Here is a 26,102-nt window from a genome sequence, read left to right on the forward strand (position 1 = left end):
CCTCAAGTGCGTTTCGCCGCGGCCCGCGGCTCGATGTCCACCATGTGCCACCACTCGTTCCAGTAGGCCGGGCGGCGGTAGCCGAAGACATCGGCGTACATCATGTCGGCCACGAAACGGTGGCAGTGCAGCTTGTAGGGCACGTAGGCCACGGCCAGTTTCTTGGCCTGCTTGAACAGGGCCTCGCGCTCGGGGCCGTCGGGCAGTTCGGTGAGCTTGTCGAACACGGCATCGAAGGCCGGCAGCTTGAAGCGCGCCAGGTTGCCCTGGCCGGCCGAGGGGCTGTAGTAGCGCTCGAGGATGCCCTGCCCGTCGCCCCCGGCCGCCGAAGAAGCCACGCCCCACATCTGCAGCTTGCCGGCGCGTGCGGCCTTCAGGTTCTCGGGCCACTTCGCGGGCTTGAACTCGATCTTCAGGCCGATGGCATTCATGTTCTTCTGCCACAGCTCGTTGAGCTGGCGGCTCTGCTGGTCGGGCTGGGTGGCCGACTGCAGCACGAGCGGGCTGCCGTCGGGCAGTTCGCGCCAGCCGTCGCCGTTCTTGTCGACGTAGCCGAAGAGGTCGAGCAGCGCCTTGGCCTTGGCCGGGTTGTATTCGCTGTTCTCGCTCTTGAACTGCGGGTCGTAGCCCGAGGTGTAGGGGATGACCGGGCTCTGCGCCGGGATGCCCATGCCGCGGCGCACGATGCGGATCTCGCGCTCCAGGTCCACCGCCAGGCTGATGGCCCGGCGCAGCGCCACCTTCTCGGGCGTGTAGCCGCCGATGACCGGGTCTTCCATGTTGAAGTAGGTCATCACGACGTCTGTGACCAGCACACGCTGGCCGCGGATGCCCTGCTTCAGCAGGTTGGGCGCCGTCTTGCCGCCCGGCATGGCAGCGTTGATGAACTCGCCCGGCACGCGTTCGATGAAGTTCGCCTGGCCCTGCAGGAAGGACAGCCAGCGCGGCTGGTTCTCCTCGACGATGCTGATCTCCACGCGGTCGATCAGCGGCAGCTTGCGGCCGCGCAGCTTGGCGGCGATGGCCTGGCCCTCGGCGTCGTTGGCGGCGGGCTGGGCCTCCCAGACGCGCTCACGGTAGCCCGGGTTGCGCGTGAGCACGATCTGCGAAGAACGCCGCCAGCTGCTGAGGCGGAAAGGCCCGGTGCCCACCGGGTGGGCGCTGATCTTGTCGCCGTAGAACTCCACCACCTCGCGCGCCTGCGCGCCCAGCAGGTCGCTGGCGGTGAGGACCTCCATGAAGCGCGGGCGCGATTCGGCCAGCTTGAACTGCACGGTGTAGCGGTCCAGCGCGCGCAGGCCCTCGATGGGCGCGTCGTAGTCGAAGGGCTTCTTCGTGGCCAGGGCCTGCTTGTGCAGCATGTCCAGGCCGATGATCTTGGCGTCTTCCACCGTGCTCCAGGCCGGGCTCTTGTTGGCCGGGTCGGCGAAACGCTTGTAGGTGTAGACGAAGTCTTCGGCCGTGAGCTCGCGTTTCTGGCCCTTGAAGACCGGGTCGTCGGCAAAGAAGATGCCCGGGCGGATCTTCACCGTCCAGACCTTGAAGTCGGGGCTGATCTCGGGCAATGCCTGCGCCACCAGCGGCACCACCTTGGGCGGCCGGGCGAGGTGGTCGTAGCCGTAGAAGGCCTCGAAGATGTGCGAGGTGACGATGCGCGAGTAGATGTCGCTGAGCGCCGGCGGGTCGAAGCCGGTTTCGGCGATCTGGAAGGCATAGCGCAGCACGCGTTCGCCCGCAGCGGCCGCAGACGCGGCCGCCTCGGCTGCGGTGGCCTGCGCGTTCGCCACGCCGTGCAGGCCCAGTGCCGCACCCAGGCCGGCACCCAGGGTGTCGCGCCGCTTCATTGCGCCGCCCCCTTGGAACGGCTGAAGGCCTCGAGGTCGACGTCGACGTACTTCCAGAAATCGCGCACGAAGATGTTGCGGTGGTAGCCCACCACCCAGGGCTGGGCGATGTCGGTGAAGATGCGGTGCACGTGCACCTTGTAGGGCATGTAGGCCACCATCAGGCGCGCGGCGTCGGCCATCACGGCAAAACGCTCGGGGCCGTCGGGCATGCCGCGCTGCTGCTCGTAGAGCTTGTTGAAGGCCGGCAGGTCGAAGCGCGCGTGGTTGGCCTGGCCCTTGTTCGGGCCATAGCCCAGCGCCAGGAAGGTGTCGCTGTCAGGGCCACCGCTCCAGCCCACGCCCCACATCATCAGCTTGCCGGCGCGGCTGCTCTTCAGGTTCTCGGGCCACTTCGCCGCGCTGAATTCGATCTTGATGTTGATCGCCTTCATGTTGCGGTTCCACTGCTCGATGAGCTGGCGGCTCTGCTGGTCGGGCTGGGTGGCGTACTGCAGCACCAGCGGGCTGCCATCGGGCTGGTCGCGCCAGCCGTCACCGTTCTTGTCGACGTAGCCGTGCAGGTCGAGCAGCGCCTTGGCCTGGGCCAGGCTGTAGTCGCTCATCACGGTCTTGAGCTTGGGGTTGTAGGCGCTGGTCTCGGGCGCAATCGGTCCTTGGCTCGGGATGGCCTGGCCGCGGCGCACGAGGCGGATCTCGCGGTCCACGTCCACCGCCAGGCTGATGGCGCGGCGCAGCGCCACCTTGTGCGGCTCGTAGCCGCCCACCACCGGGTTCTCCATGCCGAAGTACGACACCGCCACGTCGGCGCGCGGGTAGCGCACCATCTGCATGCCGCGCTTGGCGTAGATGGGCGCCAGCTGGTTGTTGGGGATGACGCTGCCGGCGAAGTCGGCCGGCATCTCTTCCATCAGGTCGTGCTCTTCGTTCAGGAAGGCCAGCCAGCGCGGCTGGTTCTCCTCGATGATGGAGATGTGCACCTCGTCCACCATGGGCAGGCGCTGGCCCTTGAGCTTGGTGGCGATGGCCTGCAGCCGGGCGTTGCCCTCGGGCGCGGTCTCGTTGTAGTAGACCTCGCGGAAGTTCGGGTTCCGAGCCAGCACGATGCGCGAGCTGCGCTTCCACTGCGCCAGCCGGTAGGGGCCGGTGCCCACGGGGTGCTCGCCGATCTTGTCGCCGTAGAACTCCACCACCTCGCGCGCCAGCGCGCCGGTGAAGGAGCCGTCGGTGAAGTTGCTGCTGATGAAGCGCGGCGCGGGCTCGGCCAGCTTGATCTGGAAGGTGTAGCGGTCCAGCGCCTTCAGGCCTTCGACGGGCGTGTCGTAGTCGAAGGGCTTCTTCTCGGCGATGAGTTTCTTGCGCAGTTCGCTCAGGCCCAGGATCTTGGCGTTCTCCAGGATGTAGAGGTTGCCGCTCTTCCAGCGCGGGTCGTAGTGGCGCTTGAGGCTGTAGACGTAGTCTTCCGCGGTGAGCTCGCGCTTCTGGCCCTTGAAAGCCGGGTCGTCGGCGAAGTAGATGCCCGGCTTGATGCGGATGGTGAAGGTCTTGAAGTCGTCGCTGATCTCGGGCAGGGCCGCGGCGGTGGCCGGGCGCATCTGCATGGGCTTGGCGAGGAAGCTCCACTCGTAGGGCGCGTCGTAGATGCCGGCAGCCACCGTGCGCGAGTAGAGGTCGGTGATCTGCGCCGGGTCGAAGCTGGTCTCGGCAATGCGGAAGGCGTAGCGGATGATCTTTTTCGCGCCGGCCGGCGCGGCGCTGGCCGCAGGCGCCGCGGTCTGGGCCTGCGCAGCCGGCAAGGCCAGGGCGGCGATGGCCAGCACCAGGACGGGGGCCAGGCCGGAGATCAAGGACTTCACGGGGGTCTTCATCGGTGTCTCTCGCATCGTCTGCGCGGCAGCCGGCCGAGTGTCGCTCGGGCCGGGCCGCGCGGTTCAGGGGGCCGGCGTCAGGTCGACGTGGCGCCAGAAATCGCGCATGAACGGGTGGGGCATGTAGCCCTGCACGCGGGGCTGCATCACCCAGGTCTGGATGTCGTGGCCGCTGGCCTTGTAGGGCATGTAGGCCAACGCGATTTTCATGCCTTGCTGGATCAGGGCGTCGCGCTCGGGGCCGTCGGGCAGCTGCCGCTGGCGCTCGTGCAGCGTGTTGAAGGCCGGCAGGTTGAAGCGCGAGGCGTTGGACTGGCCCTTGTTTGGGCCGTAGAGCAGGTCCATGAAGTAGGTGCCGTCGGGGATGGCCGCGCTCCAGCCGGTGGTCCACATCATCAGCTTGCCGGCGCGGCTGGCCTTGATGTTCTCGGGCCAGGCGCCGATGCGGAAGCTGATCTTCACGCCCACCGCCTTCAGCGATTTCTGCCACAGACCCTGCAACTGCCGCGCCAGCTGCGTGGGCTCGGTGGTCAGCTCCAGCTGCAGCGGGCTGCCGTCGGGGTTCTCGCGCCAGCCGTCGCCGTCGCGGTCGATGTAACCGTAGAGGTCGAGCAGCGCCTTGGCGCGCGCCGGGTCGTGCGTGCCCATCTCCGAGCGCAGCTTCGGGTCGTAGCCGCTCACGCCCGGGGGGATGGGCGATTGGGCCGGCACCATCTGCCCGTGGCGCACGAGGTCGATCTCGCGCTGCACGTCGTAGGCCAGGCCCACCGCGCGGCGCAGCGCCACCTTCTCGGGCGTGAGGCCGCCCACCATCGGGTGCTCCATGCCGAAGTAGACGTGGCGCGTGATGGGCATGACCAGCTGCCGCATCTGCACGCCCTGCTTGGCCAGGTTGGGCGCGAGGAGGTTGTTGGGCGCGGCGCGCGTGATGAACTCGGGCGGCACCCAGAGGATGTCGAGCTCGCCGTTCAGGAAGGCCAGCCAGCGCGGCTGGGCCTCTTCGATGATGGCCACCTCCACGCGGTCCACCATGGGCAGCTTGCGCCCGCGCATCTGCCGCGCAATGGCCTGGCCAGCGGCGTCGTCGGCGTTGGGCTGCTCGTCGTGCACGCTGTGCTGGTGCAGCGGGTTGCGCTCCAGTTCGATGCGCGAACTGCGCACCCAGCGCCCCAACTTGAACGGCCCCGTGCCCACGGGGTGGCGCATGGTGTCGCCGGGGTGGGCCTCGATGACCTCGCGCGCCACCGCGCCGCTGACCGCCGGCGTGGCGAACAGGTAGGGCAGGCGCGGCGCCGGCTGGGCCACGCGCACCTCGAAACGATAACGGTCGAGCGCGCGGATGCCGGGCACCTCGGTGTCGTAGTCGAAGGGCTTTTTCGTCGCCAGCGCCTGCTTGCGCAGCTCGCTCAGGCCCAGCAGGCCGACGTTCTCCCACTGGAACATGGTGGGGCTGCGCGTGAGCGGGTCGAAGTAGCGCTTGATGCTGTAGACGTAGTCGGCCGCCACCAGCTCGCGCGGGCGGCCCTGGAAGGCCGGGTGATCGGTGAAGAACACCCCAGGGCGCAGCGTGAAGACGAAACGCGTGTGGTTGTCGTGGACCTCGGGCAGGCCCACGGCGGTGTTGGGCTTCAGGCGCGCGGGCCGGGCCAGGTAGTCGTAGGTCAGCGGCGCGTCGAAGAGGCTGGTGACGATGGCGGCACTGACGACGTCGCTGATCTGCGGCGGGTCGAAACCCGATTCGCTGGCCAGGAAAGTCACGCGCAGCACCTTCGGCGCGGCCGCCGCCTGCGCACTGGCCGGCCCGGCGGCACACAGTGCCATCCAGAAGACCAGCACGGCGGCCCCGCAGGCAGAGATCGGGCGTAGCAGCATGGACGGGTGCGCGGGGCCCGCAGGGGGCCTCGAAGAAAAGCGCGAAGTCTAGGGGTGCCCGGGCACGCCGCTTGCTGGCGATCACCCGCATACCGGGGGGGAAATCACCGGCGGAAAGCCCTCGGGGGCCCCCCTACACTCGCGCATCCCAAAAACCGGGTGGCCCGCCACGAGTGCGGCTGCCCACGGAGATCCTTTTCAATGGCTGCCTATCTGATACGCCGCCTGTGGCAGATGATTCCCACGCTGGCAGGCGTGGTGCTGCTGGTGTTTTTCCTCTTCAAGTACTTCGGCGGCGACCCGGCCGAGGTGCTGGGCGGCTTGAATGCCAGCCCCGACCAGATCAAGGCGATCCGCCAGACCCTGGGCCTGGACGAGCCGGTCTGGGTGCAGCTGTGGATCTTCGTCAAGCAGATCGTCACCTTCGACTGGGGCAAGAGCTGGGCCACCAACGAGGCCGTGAGCAACCTCTTCGCCACGCGGCTGCCGGCCACGCTGACGGTGATGGTGCCCATCCTCATTCTTGAAGTGACGCTGGCCATCCCCATCGCCATGTGGGTGGCCTACCGCCGCGGCAGCCTGACCGACCGCACGCTGACGGTGGTGACGACCGTGGCGCTGTCGATCAGCTTCCTGGTCTACGTCATCGTGGGCCAGTACCTGTTCGGCTTCCAGCTCGGCTGGTTCCCGGTGCAGGGCTGGAGCGACAGCACGCTCACCAACCTCAGCACCTACGTGCCGCTGCCGGTGTTCCTGGCGCTGCTGGTGAGCCTGGCGCCGCAGACCCGCCTGTACCGCAGCTTCTTCCTCGATGAGCTGGGGCAGGACTACGTGCGCACCGCGCGCGCCAAGGGCCTGACCGAGAACACGGTGCTGTTCCGCCACGTGCTGCGCAACGCCACCATCCCCATCCTCACCAACATCGGCTTGCTGCTGCCGGGCATCTTCGTCGGCAGCTTCCTGATCGAGGTCTTCTTCTCCATCCCCGGCATCGGGCGCGAGGTGCTGCTGGCCGTGAACCGCAGCGATTTCCCCGTGATCCAGGCCGTGACCATCTATCTCGCCGTGTTGACGATGTTCATCAACCTGCTCACCGACCTGGCCTACAAGGTCGCCGACCCACGGGTCGTGCTGAAGTAAGGGGCCGCCAAGATGAACTCCGCTGTCAAATCCGCTGCCCTGGGCAGCGCGGCCTCGATGGACGACGCGCTGCAGAAGAGCGAAGGCGTCTGGGCCGCCGCGTGGCGCCGCTTCAAGGCCGACCGCGTGGGCCTGGCCTCCATGCTGGTGGTGCTGGGCTTCCTGCTGCTGATCGTGCTCAGCTACTCCGGGCTGGTCGCCAAGGGCTGGCAGACCGAGGTGGGCGTGCCCAACGCGCCGCCCACCTTCCTGGGCCCGAAGCCGCCGCAGGCCGCAGGCGCCATCGAGGTGCCCACCGGCCCCAACGTCGACCTCTCCGACATCGACCCGCTGGCCCCGCGCTACAAGGAGTGGGAAGAACGCGCCAAGCAGTTCCAGACCACCGAGACCGTGAAGGCGCAGACGCTGCCGCTGGGCGGCGACCGCCTGGGCCGCGACGTGCTGGAGAAGACCATCAAGGGCACCGAGATCAGCGTCTTCGTGGGCCTGGCTGCGGCGGTGGTGGCCACCACCATCGGCGTGCTGCTGGGCGCCTTCGGCGGCTTCTTCGGCGGCAAGATCGGCGACCTGCTGGAGTGGCTCTACAACGTCTTCGAGAGCATCCCCAACATCCTGCTGATCTTCGCCTTCGCGGCGGTGGTGGGCCGGGGCGTGGAGAGCGTGGTGATCATCCTCGCGCTCACCGGCTGGACGGGCATGTACCGCCAGGTGCGCGCCGAGTTCATCAAGCACAGCAGCCGCGAGTACGTGCGCAGTGCCGAGGCCATCGGCGCCACGCGCATGAGCCGCATGTTCCGCCACATCCTGCCCAACATCAGCCACGTGGTGCTGGTGCGCATGGGCCTGATGGTGGTGGCCTTCATCAAGGCCGAGGTCATCCTGAGCTACCTGGGCCTGGGCGTGCGGGTGGACCAAGTTTCGTGGGGCACCATGCTCGCTGAAAGCCAGGCCGAGCTGCTGCTGGGCCATTGGTGGCAGCTGGCCGCGGCCACGCTCTTCATGGCGGTTTTTGTCACCGCCTTCTCGCTGATGGCCGACGCGCTGCGCGACGCGCTCGACCCGAAACTCCGCGGCCTGGAATAAGGACAAGAACATGCTGCTGAGCATCCAAGACCTGAAGGTCAGCTTCCGCATGGGCAAGGGCGTCCTGGCGGAGGCCGTCAAGGGCGTGAGCTTCGACGTGCCCGAGAACACCACCGTCGCGCTGGTGGGTGAATCGGGCTCGGGCAAGAGCGTCACCGCCATGTCCATCCTGAACCTGCTGCCGGAAAACGCCGTGCGCCAGGGCCGCGTGCTGTGGCAAGGCAAAGACCTGCTGCAGGCCAGCCTGCCCGAGCTGCAGGCCATGCGCGGCAAGGACATCGCCTGCGTCTTCCAGGACCCGATGAGCTCGCTGAACCCGGTGTTCAACGTCGGCCAGCAGCTCTGCGAACCGCTGATGCGCCACCTGGGCCTGAGTCGCAAGCAGGCGCTGGTGCGCGCCGAAGAACTGCTGGGCGAGGTGGGTATCCCCGAGCCCAAGCGCCGCCTGAACAGCTACCCGCACGAGATGAGCGGCGGCCAGCAGCAGCGCGTGATGATCGCCATGGCCCTGGCCTGCGAGCCCAAGCTGCTGATCGCCGACGAGCCCACCACCGCGCTGGACGTGACCATCCAGCGCCAGATCATCGAGCTGCTGCGCAAGCTGCAGGACAAGCACCGCATGAGCGTGCTGTTCATCAGCCACGATCTCGGGCTGGTGGGCGAACTCGCCCAGCACGTGGTGGTGATGCGCCACGGCCTGGTCCGCGAACAGGGCGCCAGCAGCGTGATCTTCGAAGCCCCGAAGGACGACTACACACGCGCCCTGCTCGCCTGCCGCCCCAGCCTGGAAGGCAACCCGGCGCGGCTGATGGTGATCGACGACCACATCGCCGGCAAAGCCTCGCAGCAGCACGGCAAGGCCAAGGACCCGAACGCCCCCGTGGTGCTGGAAGTGCGCGGCCTGGCCAAGAGCTTCTGGCTCAAGCAGGGCCTGTTCGGCAAGCGCGAGTTCAAGGCGGTGCAGAACGTCAACTTCAAGCTCAAGAAGGGCCACACCCTGGGCGTGGTGGGCGAATCGGGCTCGGGCAAGACGACCATGGGCCTCACGCTCCTGCGCCTGCACGAGCCCACGGGCGGCGAAGTCATCTTCGACGGCCAGAACCTGCTCAAGCTGAGCGACAGCGAACGCCTGCCGATGCGCCGCCGCATCCAGGTGGTGTTCCAGAACCCCTACGCCAGCCTGAACCCGCGCTTCACCATCGGCCAGACGCTGGTGGAGCCCATGGTCATCCACGGCATCGGCAAAGACCTGGCCGAGCGTGAACAGCGCGCCCGCACGCTGCTGGAGAAGGTGGGCCTGGACGGCCGCGCCTTCGGCAAGTACCCGCACGAATTCAGCGGCGGCCAGCGCCAGCGCGTGGCCATCGCGCGCTGCCTGACGCTGAACCCCGAGGTGCTGGTGCTGGATGAGGCGGTGAGCGCGCTCGACGTCTCCGTGCAGGCCCAGGTGCTGAACCTGCTGAAGGACCTGCAGGACGAGTTCGGGCTGAGCTACGTCTTCATCAGCCACGACCTCGCGGTGGTGCGCTTCATCAGCGACGAAGTGCTGGTGATGAAGGACGGCGTGGTGGTGGAGCAGGCCAGCGCCGAGCAGATCCTGGCGGCGCCGAAAGAGGACTACACCAAGCGGCTGCTGGCGGCCATTCCGCGCGGGTACACCGCCGCCGCCTGAGTGCGCGGCGCCGTGCCGCCAGGCCCCAAAGGCGCCGCCCATCCCTCCAAGGGCCGGCGGACACGGGGCACATCCGTGTCATATTCGCCACCTGCCGCTCTCGCGCAGGCGCACCCGCTCAACACGGGCCGCTGCCGTGCCGAGAGACCCAGGGCGGCCACGGTGGCCGCAGCCGGCGCTTCGCCGCCGGCCCGAGCCCTTCGTTGGGAGCCTGCTGATGCCTGCCACGCTGTACCTCACCCGCGGTTCGGGCAACAGCTTCAAGCCGGCGCTGGTGCTGCGCCAGACCGGCCGCAGTGCCACGCTGAAGTTCCTGGATGTGCTGGCCGGTGAAAGCCGCCGCCCCGAGTTCCTGGCCATCAACCCGCTGGGCCAGGTGCCCTACCTGGTGCTGGAAGATGGCCGCGGCATCGGCCAGAGCAACGCCATCGCCTGGTGGGCGGCCGAAGGCACGCCGCTGATGCCGGCCGACGCGGTCAGCCGCGCGCAGGCGCTGCAGTGGATGATCTTCGAGCAAACGGCGCTGGAGCCGAACATCTCGCCAGCCCGCTTCTTCACGCACATCGTGCCGGCACAGCGCGAGGCGCACGCCGCCGACATCCCGCGCTGGCTGGAAGCCGGCCACCGCGGCCTGGGCGTGCTGGAACAGCACCTCACGCACCGCGCCTTCATCACCGACCACGGCTACAGCGTGGCCGACGTGGCCGTGTACGGCTACACCCACCTGGCCGGCGAGGGCGGCTTCGATCTCGAACGCTACCCCGCGGTGCAGGCCTGGATGCAGCGCGTGCGCAGCACGCCGGGCTACACCGACATCGGTGAACTGCTGGCCCACTGAGCCCGCAAAGCCCACCCGAACATGGACCTGCAGCCCCGCGAGGCCCGCTACGCCGCGCTGAACCTGCTGCACCACCCGGTGTGGATCTTCGACATCGACCTGCGCCGCGTGCACTGGTCGAACAACGCCGCGCTGCACATCTGGAGCGCGCCTTCGCTAGCCGAACTGTGCGCACGCGACATGGGTGCCGACATGTCGGAATCGGTGGCCCGCCGCCTGGCCCAGTACCAGAGCGACTTCATCAGCCAGGGCGCGACCTTCAACGAGCAGTGGACGCTCTACCCCGGTGGCAAGCCGGTGTCGCTGACGGTGCGCATGAGCGGGCACCGGCTGGACGACGGCCGCATGGCCATGCTCTGCGAAGGGCGCGAGCAGGCCGTGGAAGAGCCCGAATCGCTGCGCTCGGTGGAGGCGCTGCTGCACACGCCGGTGATGATCACGCTCTTCGGCGAAGACGGCCGGCCGCTGTACCGCAACCCCGCAGCCAGGGCCTCGGTGCGCCGCCTCGACGAGAAGCTGGCCGAGCGCATCGTCGACACGCGCAGCCACGCCTCGCTGCTGGCGGCGCTGGCCAGCGAAGGCATGGCCACGCAGACGCTGGCGGTGCACACCGAAACCGGCCCGCGCTGGCACGAGATCTCGGCGCGGCGCTGCAAGGACGCCGTCACCGGCCAGGCGGCGCTGCTGGTCAGCGAGGTCGACGTCAGCGCCATCAAGCGCACCGAGGCGCAGGCGCAGTACATGGCGCTGCACGACGCGCTCACCGGCCTGCCCAACCGCAGCCACCTGACGCAGCGTTTCGAGATGGTGCTGGGCGCCATCCGCGACGCGCAGCAGCAAGCGGCGCTGATCTTCATCGACCTCGACCACTTCAAGGACGTCAACGACACCCTGGGCCACGCCGCGGGCGACGCGCTGCTGATCGAGGTGTCGCGCCGCCTGCGCGGCGCCGTGCGCGGCAGCGATCTCGTGGCACGGCTGGGCGGCGACGAGTTCCTCATCCTCATGGTGGCCTCCGACATCCGCAGCGAGATCGAACGCGTGCGCCTGCGCCTGACACGCGCCGTGGCCGAGCCGGTGCACTTGGGCGGGCGCGACCTGCACGTCACCGCCAGCATCGGCGTGGCGCTGTACCCGCAGCACGGCAGCGACGTGCAGACGCTGATGCGCAATGCCGACCTGGCCATGTACTCGGCCAAGGAAGGCGGGCGCAACGCCCTGGCCTACTACGACGCCGCCATGGCCGATGCCGTGGAAGGCCGCACGGCGCTGGAGGCCGAGCTGCGCCTGGCCTTCGAGCGCCGCGAGTTCGAGGTGCACTACCAGCCCATCGTCGAAGCGCTCAGCGGCCGCATCGTCGGCGCCGAGGCGCTGGTGCGCTGGCGCCACCCGCAGCGCGGGCTGGTGGCGCCCGATGTCTTCATCCCGCTGTGCGAAAGCACGGGCCTCATCCGCCGCCTCGGTGCGCTGGTCTTCAGCAGCGCCGCGCACCAGCAGGTGGCCTGGGCGCAGGCGGGGCATGTGCTGCGCATCGCAGTGAACCTCTCGGCACGCCAGCTGCGTGGCGCCGAACTGCTCTCCGACCTGGCTGCGGCGCTGCGCGCCTCCGGCGCCGACCCGCGCCAGCTGCAGCTGGAAATCACCGAGAGCATGCTGCTGGGGCAGGACAACGAACTGCTGGCGCTCTTCCAGTCACTGCAAGACCTGCATCTCGGCCTGGCGCTCGACGACTTCGGCACCGGTTACTCGAACCTGGCCTACCTGCAGCGCTTCCCCATCGACACGCTCAAGATCGACAAGACCTTCATCCAGGGCCTGCAGAACAACCGCGCGCTGGCCGAGCTGATCGTCTCGATGGCGCGGCTGATGCGCCTGCGCGTGGTGGCCGAGGGCGTCGAGACGCAGGAACAACTGGCCTGGGTGCGCGCCCAGGGCATCGAGTTCTGCCAGGGCTACCTGTTCGCGCGCCCGCTGCCAGTGGCGGATTTCGGGGCGCTGCTGGCAGCGCGCTGAAGCTCAGCGCCGCGCCTCGTGCAGCGTGTGCAAGGTGATCTTGCGCACCTCGGTCTTGCTCTGCTCGATGTGGGCCTTCAGCAGCAGCTGCGCCTGATCGGGCTTGCGCTGCAGCACCGCGCGCAGGATCTTGGCGTGTTCGGCGTAGGTGGCGTCGATGCGGTCGGCCCGCGTGAAATCAAGCCGGCGGATGACGCGGATGCGCTCGGTCACGTCCCAGTGCACGCGGCTCATCTCGCCATTGCCGGCGGCGCGCACCAGCGTGGCGTGGAACTGCTCGTCCAGTGCGCCCACCTGCCGCGCATCGCTGAGGCGCTCGGCGGCGGGCACCAGCCACACCGCCTTCAGGCCGTCGAGTTCGCTCGCGTCCTGCGGACCCTGGGTGCACAGCTTGTGCAAGCTGGCCAGTTCCAGCGTGATGCGCAGGTCGTAAAGCTCGTCGAGCTTGCCGAAATCCAGCGGCTTGACGAACCAGCCGGTCTTGGCCTCCACGGCCAGGAAACCTTCGTTGCGCAGGCGGAAGAGCGCCTCGCGCACCGGCGTGCGGCTCACGCCCAGGCGGGTGCCGATCTCGGCTTCGGAGAGGCGGTCGCCGGGCACGAGGTTGAACTCGTGCATGTCGGCCTTGAGGCGGAGGTAGACCTGCTCGGCCAGGTTCTGGCGCGGCAGCGTCTCGGCCTTCATGCCGGCCCCTGTGCTGAAGACTCCATGCCGAGGATCTTACCGAGGCGCATCCCGTCGACCTGGGCTCAAGGCGCGGCCGCTGCTGCAGGCTCGGCAGGCAGTGCCGACAGCACCGCCGAGAGCGGTGCCGCCCAACCGACGATGCCCCCCTGCGCCACGATCATCTCGATGGCCGCCGCCTTGAAGGCCGGGAAGTAGCTGGCCGTGGCCTCTTCCACGAGCAGGCAGTCGTAGCCGCGGTCGTTGGCTTCGCGCATCGTGCTCTGCACGCACACCTCGGTGGTGACCCCGGCCACCACCAGTTGCGTCACGCCCAGCGCCTGCAGGGTGGCCTGCAGCGGCGTGGCGTGGAAGGCGCCCTTGCCGGGTTTGTCGATGACCACCTCGCCGGGCAGCGCCGCCAGTTCGGGCACGATGGCGCAGCCCGGTTCGCCGCGCACCAGCAAGCGGCCCATGGGCCCGGCGTCGCCGATGCGCAAGGCAGGCTGGCCGCGCAGGCGCTTGGCGGGCGGGCAGTCCGACAAGTCGGCGGCGTGCGATTCGCGCGTGTGCAGCACCGGCCAGCCGCGGGCGCGCCAGGCGTCGAGCAGCGCGCGGGTGGGGGCGATGGCGGCCTGCAGCAGCGTCACGTCATTGCCCAGCGAGGCGCCGAAGCCGCCGGGCTCGACGAAGTCGCGCTGCATGTCGATGACGAGCAGCGCGGCGCGGCCGGGTTGCAGCTCGAAGGCAAAGGGGCGTGCCGCCACCGTGACCGGCCCGGCCTCGGGCGCTGGACCCTGTGGCTTGCTCATGCGGCCACCTTCAGGTCGGGCGTGTTGTCGGTCAGCTCGCCACCACCCATGTGGCGCCCGATGTCGTGGCGGCTCGCGCCGGCGCAGTCACAGGCGTGCACGAAGCGGCCTTCGCTCATCACCACGATGCGGTCGGCCAGCTGCAGCAGTTCGTCCAGGTCTTCGCTGACCATCAGCACCGCGCTGCCGCCGTCGCGCGCCGCGCGCAGCCGCGCATGCACCTCGGCCACGGCCGTGAAGTCCAGCCCGAACACGGGGTTGCTGACGAGCAGCACGTCGGCAGGCTCGGAGAGTTCACGCGCGAGCACCGCGCGCTGCACGTTGCCGCCCGAGAGCGAAGCCATCGGCGCGTGTTCGCCCTGGGTCTTGACGCGGAACTGCGTGATCAGCTCGCGCGCGCGCTGCGCCAGACTGCCGGGCACACGCAGGCCGGCGCGGGCGTGGGGCGGCCGGTCGAAGCTGCGCAGGCCGATGTTGTCGGCCACGCTCATGCCGCCCACGCAGCCATTGCGCAGCGGCTCCTCGGGCAGGCCGCGCACTTTGAGGTGCCGGTTCTGCGCGCGTGTGGCGCGGTAGTCCACGCCCGCCACGGTGACGCGGCCGGCCTCGCGCGGGCGCTGGCCGGCCAGGGCTTCCATCAGCTCGCGCTGGCCGTTGCCGCTGACGCCGGCGATGCCGACGATCTCGCCGGCCCGCACTTCCAGATCGACCCCAGCGACGGCGCGTTCGCCTCGGTCGCCGCGGACCTGCAGACCTTGCAGGGCCAGGCGCACAGCGCCGGGGGCCGTGCGCGGGGGCGCGGCAGTGTCTGCAGCCGCAGCAGTTGTCGAGGCCGGGGCCTCGGGCCCGGCGACCGCTGCCGCCCCCACCATGCTGGCCCCCAGCTCGGAGGCCGTGGCGCCCTGCACCGCGCGCGCCGCCACCAGCACGCCGCGCCGCAGCACCGACACCTCGTCCGCAAAGGCCAGCACCTCGCGGAACTTGTGCGTGATCATCAGCACGGTGCACAGGCCGGCATGCGCCCGCTCGCGCAGCGTGCCCAGCACCTCGTCGGCCTCCTGGGGGGTGAGCACCGAGGTGGGTTCGTCCAGGATCAGCAGGCGCGGCTTGAGCAGCAGCTGTTTCAGGATCTCGAGCTTCTGCCTTTCACCGGCGCTCAGGTCCTGCGGCGTGGCGTCCAGCGGCAGGCGGAACGGTGCGCTGTCCATGAAGGCCTGCAACTCGCTGCGCACGGCGCGCCAGTTCACCACCGCCGGCAGTTCGCCCTTGGCCATGAGCAGGTTCTCGGCCACCGTCATGCCCGGCACCACCGTGAAGTGCTGGTACACCATGCCGATGCCCAGGGCGCGCGCCGCGGCGGGGCTGGGCAGGTCGTGTTCCCGGCCGCCCAGCAGCACGGCACCGCCGTCGGGCTGCTGGTAGCCCACGATGCACTTCACCAGCGTGCTCTTGCCCGCGCCGTTTTCGCCCAGCAGGGCGTGCACGGTGCCGGGCCGAACGTCGATGGACACGCGGTCGAGCGCGGTGAAGCTGCCGAAGCGCTTGCTCAGCTCGAAGGTCTGCAGGGCCAGGGCGTGGGTCATGGGGGGTGGCTCCTGTCGACGGTGCGCGTCAGGCTTGCAGCACGGCTTCGATCACGGCGCCCGAGTTCGACACCGCACCGAAGACGCCGCCCTGCATCGTCACCATCTTCAATGCCGCCTGGTGGTTGCCGAGGTCGGTGGCGCCGGTGCAGTCTTCAAGAATCAGGCACTCGAAGCCGCGGTCGTTGGCTTCACGCATGGTGGTGTGCACGCACACATCGGTGGTGATGCCGGTGAGCACCAGGTTGCGGATGCCGCGCGCGCGCAGGATGAGTTCCAGGTCGGTGGCGCAGAAGCTGCCCTTGCCCGGCTTGTCGATGATGATTTCTCCGGGCAGCGGGGCCAGCTCCGGAATGATGTGCCAGCCCGGCTCGCCGCGCACCAGGATGCGGCCGCAGGGGCCCGGGTCGCCGATGCCGGCACCGATGCGCTGCGAGCGCCAGTGTTTGTTGGCGGGCAGGTCGCTCAGGTCGGGGCGGTGGCCTTCGCGGGTGTGGATGAGGGTGTAGCCCCGGCTGCGCATGGCGGCCATCAGACGCTGGAGGGGCTCGATGGGCGCGCGCGTGAGGCTGAGGTCGTAGCCCATCTTGTCGACATAGCCGCCATGGCCGCAGAAGTCGGTCTGCATGTCGATGACCACGAGCGCGGTGGTCTCGGGCCGCAGGCTGCCGTCGAAGGGCCAGGGGTAGGGGTTGGCGGTGACGTGTTTCATGGGTGGAAGCCTGGATTCATCGCGCGACGCCCAGCTCAGCCGGTGCGCCGCGCAGGCTCTGGCGCGGTGAACAGGTCCACACCAGGATGGCCAGCGTCAGCACATAGGGCACGGCGTTGAACAGGTGGTAGTAGCCCCCGATGCCCACCGACTGCAGGGCCGGCCCCAGCGCACCGGCGCCGCCGAACAGCAGCGCCGCCCAGAGGCAGCGCACCGGGTGCCAGCGCGCAAAGATCACCAGCGCCACGGCGATCAGGCCCTGGCCGCTGGAGAGGCCCTCGTTCCAGCTGCCCGGGTAATGCAGCGAGAGGCTCGCGCCGCCCAGGCCGGCGATGAAGCCGCCGGCCGTGGTGGCCGCCACGCGCACGCCGGTGACGCTGGTGCCCAGCGCCCGCGCGGCGTCTGCGGAGTCGCCCACCATGCGCAGCTTCAAGCCCCAGCCCGTGTTCTTCAGCGCCCAGGCCAGCACCAGCGCCAGCACCACGCCGATGGGAAACAGCGCGTTGATGTTCAGCGCCGCCGCCACCTGCGGCGAAGAAGACCAGGAGCCCAGCGCCAGCGCCGGGATCTGCTGCGCCTGCGGCTGTATCAGCGGCTTGCCCAGGTAGAAGGCCAGGCCGGCGCCGAGCATCATGATGGCGATGCCCGCGGCGATGTCGTTCACGCGGGGCAGGCTGCTCACCAGGCCGTGCAGCATCGCAATCAGCGCGCCGCTGCAGCCGGCCATCAGCACACCCATCCACCAGTGGCCGGTGAGATAGCTGCCGGCAAAGCCGGCCATGGCCGAGAACACCAGCACGCCTTCCAGGCCCAGGTTGATGCGGCCGGCCTTCTCGGTGATGCACTCGCCCAGGCTGACGAAGAGAAAAGGCGTGCCGACGCGGATGGCGCCGCCCAGCACGGCCACCAGCACGTCGAGCCAGAGGTTGCTGGTGCTCATGGCAGGCCCTTCATGCCGAGGCCCCGGCCGGTGCACCCGGCTGTGGGCGGCGCAGCACGAACAACTCACCCAGGCGGCCGCGCCAGGCCTCGCTGGCGAGGATGAAGACAAAGCAGAAGCCCATCAGCACCGGCACCGCCGCGTCGGGCAGGCCCATGCGCCGCTGCAGCAGGCTGCCGGCGGCGAGGAAGCCGCCGAACAGAATCGCCACCGGGATGATGGCCAGCGGGTTGTGCCGCGCCACGAAGCTGACCAGGATGCCGGTGTAGCCCAGGCCGACGATGAGCGAGGCATTGGCCGCCGTGTGCACGGCCGCCACCTCGATGCCGCCGGCCAGCCCGGCCGCCGCGCCGCCCAAGGCGCAGGCCACGACGATGAGCCGCCGCGCCGGCAGCCCCACCAGTTGCGCCGCCCGCAGGTTGCCACCCACCACGCGGGTGGCAAAGCCGTGCGTGGTGGCGCCCAGCCACCAGGCCGCCAGCAGGCAGGCCACCACGCCGAACACCAGGCCCCAGTGCACGTCGAAGCCGCCGATGCTGCCGATGCGCAGCGCCTCGGGCAGCGGCAGGGTGGAAGGTTTGTTCAGGCTGGCCGGGTCGCGCAGCGGGCCTTCCACCACGTGCTTGAACAGCGCGATGGCGGTGTAGCCCAGCAGCAGGCTGCTGATGGTTTCATTGACGCCGCGCCACTGGCGCAGCCAGCCGGCCAGCGCAATCCACACGCCCCCGGCCACGGCCGCGGCCAGCAAGATCAAGGCCGTGCCCGCCGAGCCCATGGGCAAGGGCAGCAGCAGCGGCAAGCCGGCGCAGGCCAGGCCGCCCAGCACCAACGCCCCCTCGCCGCCGATGATGGTCAGGCCGGCCCGTGCCGGCAGCGCCACGCACAGCGCGGTCAGCATCAGGGGTGCCGCGCGCTGCAGCGTGTTCTGCAGCGAAAACGCGTCGCCGAAAGCGCCCAGGAACAGCAGCGTCCAGGCCTGCACCGGGCTGTGCCCGTCCACCCAGACGAAGAGGCCGAACAAGGCCAGCCCGCCCGCCAGCGCCAGCACGGGCAGGGCGATGGCCTCGGCAGCGGGGTGCAGGCGGGGCGTCATGGCCGGTACCGCCTCAGACCTTGCCGATGACGCCTTCGACGAGGTAGTTCATGCCTTCGAGTTCGAGGTCGGTCTGCTTGAAGACCTTGCCCTTGGGCACCACCACCTTGCCGGTGTTGTCCTTGATCTCGCCGCTGCCGCCGAAGATGTCGAAGCTGCCGGCCACCATGCGGGCCTTGACGGCGTCGGCACCCTTGCGCGCCGCTTCCGACACCGCGGGGCCGTAGGCCGAGGTCTTGACGAAGCCGTCCTTCAGGCCGCCGCGCACGAAGTTCGGGTGCGGCTTGCCGGTGCGTGCGGCCTCCAGGATGCGGGTGTAGGCCGTCAGCCAGTTCCACTCAGCCCCCGTGAGGTAGGCCTGCGGCGCCAGCTTGGCCTGGCTGGCGTGGTAGCCGCAGACCATCTTGCCGCGCTTGGCGGCGGTTTCCACCACCACCTTGGGGCCGTCCACGTGCATGGTGAAGACGTCCACGCCCTGGTCGGCCAGGCCGTTGGTGGCCTCGGCTTCCTTCACCGGCATGCTCCAGTCGCCGGTGAAGATGACGGTGGTGGTGATCTTCGGGTCGACCGAGCGCGCACCCATGGTGAAGGCGTTGATGTTGCGCAGCACCTGTGGAATGGGCTTGGCGGCCACGAAGCCCAGCTTCTTGCTCTTGCTCATGTGGCCGGCGACCACGCCGTTGAGGTACTGCGCCTCGTCGATGTAGCCGAAGAAGCTGCCGGTGTTGGCGGGGTGCTTGCCCTGGGTCCACATGCCGCCGCAATGGCTGAAGCGCACGCCGGTGTTCTTCTTCGCCACCTCCAGCATGTGGGGGTCGAAGTAGCCGAAGCTGGTGGGGAAGAGCAGCTTGGCGCCGTCCTGCGAAATCATGCCCTGCATGCTCTTCTGCACGGCCTGGGTCTCGGGCACGTTTTCTTCTTCCACCAGCTTCACGCCCGGCATCTTCTTCAGCTGCGCGGCGGCTTCGGCGTGGGCCTGGTTGTAGCCAAAGTCGTCACGCGGGCCCACGTAGATGATGCCCACGGTGATGGGCGCCTGCGCGAAGGCGCTGCGCAGCGCACCGGGCAGCGCCAGCGAAACGCCGGCCAGGCCGCCGGTGGCCAGCAGGCGGCGGCGCATCAGGTCTTGGGGGGCGGGGCGGGGGTGGGTCATCGGTCACTCCTCGGGGCTGTGGAAGAAGGTGGGGGGTCGATCAGGCTCACGTGGGCGGCCACCACGCACCAGCCGCCGGGCATGCGGGCCCAGGTCTGGCTCTGGCGGCCGTGCTTGTTGCCGCCCTCGCGGCGGAACTCGGTCATGGCCGTGGCGAAGTCGCGGCCGTAGGTGGTGATGACGGTGCGCATCAAGGTGCGCTGCAGGCCCTGCGCGGGGCGTGCGTTGCGAAAGGCGCGGATGGCCTCGATGCCGAGCAGGTTCTCGGTGGCGCCGTAGCGCACCGTGTGTTCGCTGTCCCAGAACAGCTCGTCCAGCACCTCGATGCGGTTGTTCACCAGCGCGTCTTCATAACGCGCGAAGGCGGCGCTCACCTCGGCGTGCACGTCGGGCAGGTTGATGGCGAGGGTGTCGTTCATGGTTTCATCCCAGGGCGGCCACCGGCGCCTGCGCCACGCCGGCGGCCTCCAGCGCGCGGGCCGCGCGCAGGCAGAGGTCTTCGCGCCAGGGTGCGGCAACCAGCTGCACGCCGATGGGCAGGGCCGCACCGGGCAGCCACACCGGCACGCAGCACACCGGCAGGCCGATGCACGACAGCGGCTGGGCCAGCAGGCCCGTGCTGGGCCGTGCCGGCAGGCGCTGGCCCTGCACCTCGATCCACTCGGTGCCCAGCGGCGTGGCCGGCAGGGGCGTGGCCGGGGCGATGAGCAGGTCTGACCCCTCGAACACCTGCGCCACCTGCTGCGCGAACCACCGCCGCACGCGCTGCGCCTGCTGCACCCAGGCGGAGGGCAGCAGCGCACCGGCGAGAAAACGGTCGCGCGAGAGCGGCTCGAAATCCTGCGCGCGGCGGCGCAGGTCGGCCAGGTGCAGCGCGGCACCTTCGCTGTTGCTGATGAGGAAGGCCGCCGCGCGGGCGCGCGCCACCTCGGGCAGTTCCAGCGTGCGCGTGGCGCCCAGCGCGGCGGCCACGGCCGCCACGGCCGCCAGCGCCTGCGGGCCGGCGTGCTGCTCGAAGTAGCCGCCCAGCGTGGCCACGCGCAGGCCGGCGGTGCCCGCGTCCAGCGCCGGCAGCGTGGCCTCCAGCGGGCGCTGCGCACAGGCCGGGTCTTGCGCGTCGGGGCCCTGCATCGCGTCGTAGGCCAGGGCCAGGTCTTGCACGTGGCGCGCGAAGGGGCCCAGGTGGTCGAGGCTGGCCACGAAGGGGTAGCTGCCGCGCCGCGACAGGCGGCCGTAGGTGGGCTTCAAGCCGAACACGCCGCACAGCGAGGCCGGCACGCGGATGGAGCCGTTGGTGTCGGAGCCCAGCGTCAGCGGCACCTGGCCCGCGGCCACCGCGGCGGCCGAGCCGCCCGACGAGCCGCCGGCGATGCGCGTGAGGTCGTGCGGGTTGCGCGTGGGGCCGACGTGGCTGTTCTCGGTGGTGAAGCCGTAGGCGTACTCGTCCATGTTGAGCGCACCCACCAGCACCGCGCCGGCGGCCTGCAAGCGCTGCACCAGCACCGCGTCTTGCACGGCCGGCGGCGCATCGCGTTCGATCTTCGAGCCCGCCAGCGTGGCGAGGCCGGCCACGTCGAAGAGGTTCTTCACCGCGAAGGGCACGCCCAGCAGCGGCTGGTCGGCCGGGGCCTCGCCGGCCTGCAAGCGCGCGTCGATGCGCCCGGCCTGCTGCAGGGCGCGTTCGGCGGTGAGGTCGGTGAAGGCGTTGACTTCGCGGTCGGTGGCCGCGATGCGCGCCAGGCTGGCCTGCACCAAGGCCGTGGCGCCGACCCGGCCGCCACGCACCGCGGCCGCCATGGCCGCAGCGCCTTGGTTCAGCAGTTCCGACGCGGCGGCTGCCGTCATGCACCCGCCCCGGGCGAGACCGGCGTGAACACCGGCGCCGGCTCGTCGTGGGGGCCCAGCGGCAGGCCCTGCACCAGCTCCGCCATGCCGGCGGCCAGCGCGTAGTACTGCAGCACGCCCGGCCGGTGTTCGGGCGCCAGCACCAGGCCCAGCACGGCGGCCTGCGCGTCCACCGCGGCTTCGATCTGCGCCGCACTCAGCGCCGCACTCACCGCCGCACCTCGCGCTGGAAGATCTCCAGGCTGCGCTTCTTGGTGCGCACGAAGCTGTCTTCGCTGAGCGTGGCCACGGTGCGCGGGCGCGCATCGCCATAGGGCAGGATCTCGGCCACGCGCGTGGGCCGCTTGGTCAGCAGCAGCACCTCGTCGGCCAGGTAGACGGCTTCTTCGAGATCGTGCGAGACCAGCAGCATGGTCGTGCCGGTCTGCATGAACACCTCTTGCAGCTTTTCGCGGATGAACAGCGTCATCTCGAAATCCAGCGCCGAGAAGGGCTCGTCGAGGAACAGCACCTCGGGCTTGGGCGCCAGCGCCCGCATGATGGAAGCCGTCTGCTGCTGGCCGCCCGAGAGCTCGTAGGGGTAGCGGTTCAGGTCGAACTTCACGTCGAAGCTGGCCACCAGCTCGGCCATGCGGCGGTCGACCTCGGCCTTGCTGCGCCCCTCCAGCTTCAGCGGGTAGGCGATGTTGTCGATGGTGCGCATCCACGGGAACATCGCTTCGCGGTAGTTCTGGAAGACGTAGCCGATCTTGGTGTCGGCCAGCGACTTGCCGTCGAAGAGGATCTGCCCGGCATCGACGGGCACCAGGCCCGCGATCATGTTGATCAGCGTGCTCTTGCCGCAGCCGTTGGGGCCGAAGACCGAGACGATCTTGCCCTTGGGGATGTCGAGGTCGAAGTTCTCGTACAGCGGCCAGCCGGCGAAGTACTTCGTGAGGCCGCGGATGGTGATGTGCGTGCCGGCGGGGCCCGGCACGAAACGCGGCGGGGGCACATCGGCCACGACGGCGGCATTGAGGACCGTGTTCATGGCGATCACCTCCCGCTCCAGTGCACGATGCGGCGTTCGGCCACCAGGAAGAGGATGTTCAGCGCGTAGCCCAGCACACCGGCGGCCAGGATGGCGGCGTACATCGTCTTCACGTTGAGCACCTGCTGCGCGTCGATGATGCGGTGGCCCAGGCCCTTGTCGGAGCCGATGAACATCTCGGCCACGATGACGATCACCAGCGCCATCGACACCGCCGAGCGCAGGCCCACGAAGCTGGGTTGCAGGCTTTCCCAGATCAGCACGTCTTTGAAGATCTGCCAGCGGCTGGCGCCCATCACCTGGGCCGCCATCACGCGCTGCTTGCGCGCGTTGATGACGCCGTAGGCGCTGTTGAAGACGACGATGAGAAAGGCGCCGAAGGCGGCGATGGCCACCTTGTTGATGTCGGACACGCCGAAGATCAGCAGGAAGAGCGGGATCAGCGCCGAAGAAGGCGTGGAGCGGAAGAAGTCGATGAGGAACTCGACGCTGCGGTAGGCGCGCTCGTTGCTGCCCAGCAGCACCCCCAGCGGCATGCCCACCGCCGCGGCGATGCAGAAGGCCTGCACCGTGCGCCACACCGTGACGAGAAAGTCGCCCAGCAGCGCCCCGCCGAAGAGGCCCACCACCAGGGTTTCCAGCGTGGCCAGGGGTGGCGGCAGCAGGATGGGGCGGATGAGGCCGGCGCGCACCACCAGGTCCCACACGATGAAGAGCACGACGGGCCCGATGGCCGGCAGAAACTTCAGCCAGGGCGAGGCCTTGGGCGGCGTGCTGCCGTGCGTGGGGTTGGCCGCGGCCCAGGGGGTGGCGGGCACGGCCAGCTTCAGCGGCGGCTTCGCCGAGGGGGTGTCCTCGGCCGGGTGGGTGGCGGGCGTGCTCATGCGGCGCCTCAGCCCTTGTAGAGCAAGGATTCCACCGAGAGCTTCTTCTCGAACACGCCCTTCTCGGTGAAGAGGTCGAAGAACTTCTGGAAGGCCGCCACATCGGCGGGCTTGAACTCGTTGTAGAGCATGTAGCTGGCCAGCGGCACCTCGCCGGTGAGCGGGCCTTCGATGGCGGTGTAGCCCTTGAGGTACTGCCGCGCCTGCGCCGGCTGCGTGCGCACGAGCTGGATGCCCTTGGTGTAGGCGGCGATGTACTTGCGTGTGAGCTCGGGGTTCTTCTTGATGAACTCGGTGGTGAGCGTGGCCGAGCCGCCGTGCCAGGGCGCGTTGGCATCGCCCAGGATGTACTTGGCGATGACACCCGCCTCCAGCATGCGCGTGGTGCCGTTGAGCCGGCCGATGGTGCCCGTGGGTTCCAGCGTGTAGACGCCGTCCACCTGCCCGGCCGCCAGCGCCGCCACGTGCTGGCCGATGGGCAGCTCGACGACCGTGGTGCCCGGTGCACCGGCACGTTCCAGCACCGTCAGGGCCAGCGTCTTGTTCTGGATGCCGGGGCCCGAGGCCACGCGCTTGCCCTTCAGGTCGGCGATGGTCTTGTAGGGGCTGTCCTTGGCGACCAGGAACTGGTCGAGCACGTAGCGGGCGTTGCTCGGGTTGGTGGCGATGATCTTGAAGAGCCCCGGTGAGGCGATCTCGCCCACACCCAGGTTGCCCGAGCCCGTGCCGTTGGAGCTGCCGTCGGCGCGGCCGGCCAGCATGGCCTCCATCACCTGCTGCGCGCCGGCGAAGCGCAGCGGTTCGACATCGAGGCCCGCCTCCTTGAAGTAGCCCAGCTCCACCGCGGCGTAGAAGGGCAGGCCGGCGGCCACCGGCCAGTAGCCGATGCGGATCTTCGGGCCGGCCTGGGCGCGCAGCAGCGCCGGGGCGCCCAGCGCCGCCAGGGCGAGGCCGCCCTGCAGCACTTGGCGGCGGCGCGGCTGCCGCTGCGGCAGGGTCATCAGGGGGCAGGGGCGGGGCAGGCTCATGACGGGGGCTCCAGGCTGGGGTTCGGTGGGGGTTCAGACCCCGGCAGGGGCGAGGGACTGCAGGTAGGCGCGCCAACCGCCGTGGGCGCTGACATCGGGGGCCCCATGCAAGGCGTGGGCCTCGCACAGGAAACCGTGCACGTGGCGGCCGTCGGCCAGCAGCACGCTGCCCAGGCCCAGGGGCGGCGGCACCAGGGCGAGGAAGGAGCCCAGCTGGTCGGCCGGCATCTCCCACACCTCCACCGCGATGGCGTGGCCACCTTCACCCGCGGCGCAGCGCTGCAGGCCCGGCTTGGGCGGCTTGGTGCCGGGCAAGGCGTGCAGGCGGTAGCAGGGCGCGGTGGTGGTGGCCTCCAGCAGCCGCGCGCCGCGTTCGGTGAGCTGGCTGTTCAGGGGCAGGCCCGAGAGGTGGGCCCCCACCACGGCCAGCGGCAGGCTGGCGCGCACCGCGGGCCGGCGCGTCCACGCAGGCGCCGGGGCCGCGGCCTGCGCGGGGGTCAGCGCCAGCGCGCCCAGCGGCAGATTCAGTTGCTGCTGCCAGCGCCCGCCCCAGGCGGCCAGCGCCGCATCGTGCCCGGCCGGGGCGATGGCCGTGATGCCGAAGGGCAGGCCGCCAGCCGCCGTGCCCGCCGGCAGGGCGAGCGCGCACCAACCCAGGAGGTTGACGAAGTTCGTGTAGGCGCCCAGCGCACTGTTCACGCCCACGGGGTCGGCCGCCACCTCGTCAAAACGCGGGTGGCGCGGCGCGGTGGGCACGAAGAGCAAGTCCACGTCTTGCCACAGCGCCTGGCAGCGCTGCCGCAGCGCCTGCAACTGGTAGAGCGCGCGGAAGGCGTCGGTGGCGCTGTAGCGGCGCGCCTGTTCGATGACGGTGTGCACCACCGGGTCCAGCGCCTGGGGCTGCGCCTCCATCAGCGCCTGCACCACGGCATGGCGCTCGGCAACCCAGGGCCCGCTGTAGAGCAGCGCCGCGGTCTCGTGCAGTGGCGTGAAGTCCAGTGGCACGAGGCGGTGGCCCAGCACCTGGGCCTCGGCCAGTGCGGCGGCCCAGGCCGGGTGGCTGGCGGGGTCGAGCAGCAGGTCTTGCGGAATGCCCAGGCGCAGCGGCCCCGGGCCCAGGCTGGGCGGCCCGGGCTGGAAGGCCGAGCCGGGGTCGGCCTCGTCGGCGCCTTCGATCACCGCCAGCACCTGCGCGGCGTCGTCCACCGTGAGCGCGAAGACGCACACGCAGTCCAGCGTGCGGCAGGCCGGCACGACGCCGGCATTGCTGACGCGGCCGGGCGTGGGCTTCAGGCCGACGATCTGGTTGAAGGCCGCCGGCACGCGGCCCGAGCCGGCGGTGTCGGTGCCCAGGCTGAAGAGCACCGCGCCGCTGGCCACCGCCACCGCCGAACCCGAGCTGGAACCGCCGCTGATGTGCGCGCTGCTGAACACGCTGGCCGGCTGGCCATAGGGCGAACGCGTGCCCACCAGGCCGGTGGCGAACTGGTCGAGGTTGGTCTTACCCAGCCACACCGCGCCGGCAGCGCGCAGGCGCGCCACGACGGAGGCATCCTGCGCGGCGGTGTAGGCAAACGCCGGGCAGGCGGCCGTGGTGGGCGCACCAGCGATGTCGATGTTGTCCTTCACGGCGTAGGGCGCGCCGAACAGCGGGTACTGGCGCAGCAGTGCGGCACGGTCGGGCTGGGCCGCCGCCAGCGCCTCCAGGCGCTGCAGCTGGGCCTCGAAGGCGGCGTCGTCCACGGCGTGGATCCACACCTCCGGGGCGCTGGCCTGGCAGCGCGCACGCACCGCCTGCAGCAGGGGCCGCACCTCCACACCGGCGGCCACGGCGGCTTGCCACGCCACCAGGGTGGCCGGCACGGCCACGGCCGACGCAACGGTGGGGACGGTGTCGGGGATCATGAGTGCATGCCGTCTTGTATACAAGCGAGTACACGTTGTCATGCACAAGCCATGCCAGTGCGGGCAGGCACGGGGCAGCGCACCGGGGCCGGCGCGGGTTGGGCGAGGGTTCGTCAGGGCGGCC

22 protein-coding genes are annotated in these 26,102 nt (G+C 70.0%); 5 read left to right on the forward strand and 17 right to left on the reverse strand.

Translation table 11 applies throughout. The features are described from left to right. Positions 1-2 precede the first annotated feature (2 nt). The 3 genes from EOE66_RS01335 to EOE66_RS01345 form a co-directional block, all read right to left on the reverse strand. On the reverse strand, positions 3-1,844 hold the full coding sequence (locus EOE66_RS01335) for an ABC transporter substrate-binding protein (protein ID WP_128226885.1): 1,842 nt from the start codon (positions 1,842-1,844) through the stop codon (positions 3-5). Next, positions 1,841-3,712 (reverse strand): ABC transporter substrate-binding protein, encoded by a 1,872-nt coding sequence (locus EOE66_RS01340; protein ID WP_128226886.1) that lies wholly within the window; start codon positions 3,710-3,712, stop codon positions 1,841-1,843. Before EOE66_RS01340 ends, EOE66_RS01335 begins: the two co-directional genes overlap by 4 nt. Positions 3,713-3,775: 63 nt before the next feature. Beyond that, entirely contained in the window at positions 3,776-5,584 is a 1,809-nt protein-coding gene (locus tag EOE66_RS01345) for an ABC transporter substrate-binding protein (protein ID WP_245478857.1), read from the reverse strand. Positions 5,585-5,785: 201 nt separating this feature from the next. Between EOE66_RS01345 and EOE66_RS01350 the strand changes: the two genes are divergently transcribed. The 5 genes from EOE66_RS01350 to EOE66_RS01370 all read left to right on the forward strand — a co-directional run bounded on the left by EOE66_RS01350 (position 5,786) and on the right by EOE66_RS01370 (position 12,330). Further along, entirely contained in the window at positions 5,786-6,724 is a 939-nt protein-coding gene (locus tag EOE66_RS01350; protein ID WP_128226887.1) for an ABC transporter permease, read from the forward strand. Positions 6,725-6,736: 12 nt separating this feature from the next. Then, a complete protein-coding gene (locus EOE66_RS01355) occupies positions 6,737-7,807 on the forward strand; it encodes an ABC transporter permease (RefSeq protein ID WP_164884952.1) in 1,071 nt (356 codons plus the stop codon). 10 nt (positions 7,808-7,817) lie between these two features. Then, a complete protein-coding gene (locus EOE66_RS01360; RefSeq protein WP_128226888.1) occupies positions 7,818-9,479 on the forward strand; it encodes an ABC transporter ATP-binding protein in 1,662 nt (553 codons plus the stop codon). Between the two features lie 217 nt (positions 9,480-9,696). Further along, positions 9,697-10,317 carry a glutathione S-transferase family protein gene (locus EOE66_RS01365; RefSeq protein WP_128226889.1) on the forward strand — a complete coding sequence of 207 codons (621 nt, stop codon included), beginning with the start codon at positions 9,697-9,699 and terminating at the stop codon, positions 10,315-10,317. 21 nt (positions 10,318-10,338) lie between these two features. Then, entirely contained in the window at positions 10,339-12,330 is a 1,992-nt protein-coding gene (locus tag EOE66_RS01370) for a putative bifunctional diguanylate cyclase/phosphodiesterase (RefSeq protein ID WP_128226890.1), read from the forward strand. Between the two features lie 3 nt (positions 12,331-12,333). On the opposite strand, the gene EOE66_RS01375 is transcribed toward EOE66_RS01370, so the two are convergent. The 14 genes from EOE66_RS01375 to atzF all read right to left on the reverse strand — a co-directional run bounded on the left by EOE66_RS01375 (position 12,334) and on the right by atzF (position 25,978). Continuing rightward, on the reverse strand, positions 12,334-13,014 hold the full coding sequence (locus EOE66_RS01375; protein ID WP_128226891.1) for a GntR family transcriptional regulator: 681 nt from the start codon (positions 13,012-13,014) through the stop codon (positions 12,334-12,336). 65 nt (positions 13,015-13,079) lie between these two features. Continuing rightward, the gene (locus tag EOE66_RS01380) at positions 13,080-13,805 is read right to left on the reverse strand and encodes a cysteine hydrolase family protein (protein ID WP_128226892.1); all 726 of its coding nucleotides are present in this window, start codon (positions 13,803-13,805) and stop codon (positions 13,080-13,082) included. Then, positions 13,802-15,388 (reverse strand): ABC transporter ATP-binding protein, encoded by a 1,587-nt coding sequence (locus EOE66_RS01385; protein ID WP_128226893.1) that lies wholly within the window; start codon positions 15,386-15,388, stop codon positions 13,802-13,804. The genes EOE66_RS01380 and EOE66_RS01385 overlap by 4 nt, the downstream gene beginning before the upstream one ends. Before the next feature lie 28 nt (positions 15,389-15,416). Then, positions 15,417-16,100: a biuret amidohydrolase gene (gene biuH / locus EOE66_RS01390; protein ID WP_128226894.1), complete on the reverse strand. Its 684-nt coding sequence runs from the start codon at positions 16,098-16,100 to the stop codon at positions 15,417-15,419. Between the two features lie 16 nt (positions 16,101-16,116). Continuing rightward, positions 16,117-17,040 (reverse strand): ABC transporter permease, encoded by a 924-nt coding sequence (locus tag EOE66_RS01395; RefSeq protein WP_128226895.1) that lies wholly within the window; start codon positions 17,038-17,040, stop codon positions 16,117-16,119. A 10-nt stretch (positions 17,041-17,050) separates the two neighbouring features. Continuing rightward, the gene (locus EOE66_RS01400) at positions 17,051-18,133 is read right to left on the reverse strand and encodes an ABC transporter permease (protein WP_128226896.1); all 1,083 of its coding nucleotides are present in this window, start codon (positions 18,131-18,133) and stop codon (positions 17,051-17,053) included. A 13-nt stretch (positions 18,134-18,146) separates the two neighbouring features. Continuing rightward, entirely contained in the window at positions 18,147-19,286 is a 1,140-nt protein-coding gene (locus tag EOE66_RS01405; protein ID WP_245478858.1) for a BMP family ABC transporter substrate-binding protein, read from the reverse strand. After that, complete coding sequence (gene hpxZ, locus EOE66_RS01410) at positions 19,283-19,705, reverse strand: oxalurate catabolism protein HpxZ (RefSeq protein ID WP_128226897.1); 423 nt, start codon at positions 19,703-19,705, stop codon at positions 19,283-19,285. The genes EOE66_RS01405 and hpxZ overlap by 4 nt, the downstream gene beginning before the upstream one ends. Positions 19,706-19,709: 4 nt before the next feature. Beyond that, on the reverse strand, positions 19,710-21,131 hold the full coding sequence (locus EOE66_RS01415) for an AtzE family amidohydrolase (RefSeq protein ID WP_128226898.1): 1,422 nt from the start codon (positions 21,129-21,131) through the stop codon (positions 19,710-19,712). Then, positions 21,128-21,343, reverse strand: coding sequence for a DUF4089 domain-containing protein (locus tag EOE66_RS01420; RefSeq protein ID WP_128226899.1), 216 nt, complete (start codon positions 21,341-21,343; stop codon positions 21,128-21,130). Before EOE66_RS01420 ends, EOE66_RS01415 begins: the two co-directional genes overlap by 4 nt. Continuing rightward, positions 21,340-22,161, reverse strand: coding sequence for an ABC transporter ATP-binding protein (locus EOE66_RS01425; protein WP_128226900.1), 822 nt, complete (start codon positions 22,159-22,161; stop codon positions 21,340-21,342). Before EOE66_RS01425 ends, EOE66_RS01420 begins: the two co-directional genes overlap by 4 nt. A gap of 5 nt (positions 22,162-22,166) precedes the next feature. After that, on the reverse strand, positions 22,167-23,045 hold the full coding sequence (locus tag EOE66_RS01430) for an ABC transporter permease (RefSeq protein ID WP_128226901.1): 879 nt from the start codon (positions 23,043-23,045) through the stop codon (positions 22,167-22,169). An 8-nt stretch (positions 23,046-23,053) separates the two neighbouring features. Beyond that, entirely contained in the window at positions 23,054-24,046 is a 993-nt protein-coding gene (locus EOE66_RS01435; RefSeq protein ID WP_128227477.1) for an ABC transporter substrate-binding protein, read from the reverse strand. Positions 24,047-24,106: 60 nt separating this feature from the next. Further along, on the reverse strand, positions 24,107-25,978 hold the full coding sequence (gene atzF, locus EOE66_RS01440; protein WP_128226902.1) for an allophanate hydrolase: 1,872 nt from the start codon (positions 25,976-25,978) through the stop codon (positions 24,107-24,109). Positions 25,979-26,102 lie beyond the last annotated feature (124 nt).

This window comes from Rubrivivax rivuli, assembly GCF_004016505.1.
GTDB lineage: Bacteria > Pseudomonadota > Gammaproteobacteria > Burkholderiales > Burkholderiaceae_C > Rubrivivax > Rubrivivax rivuli.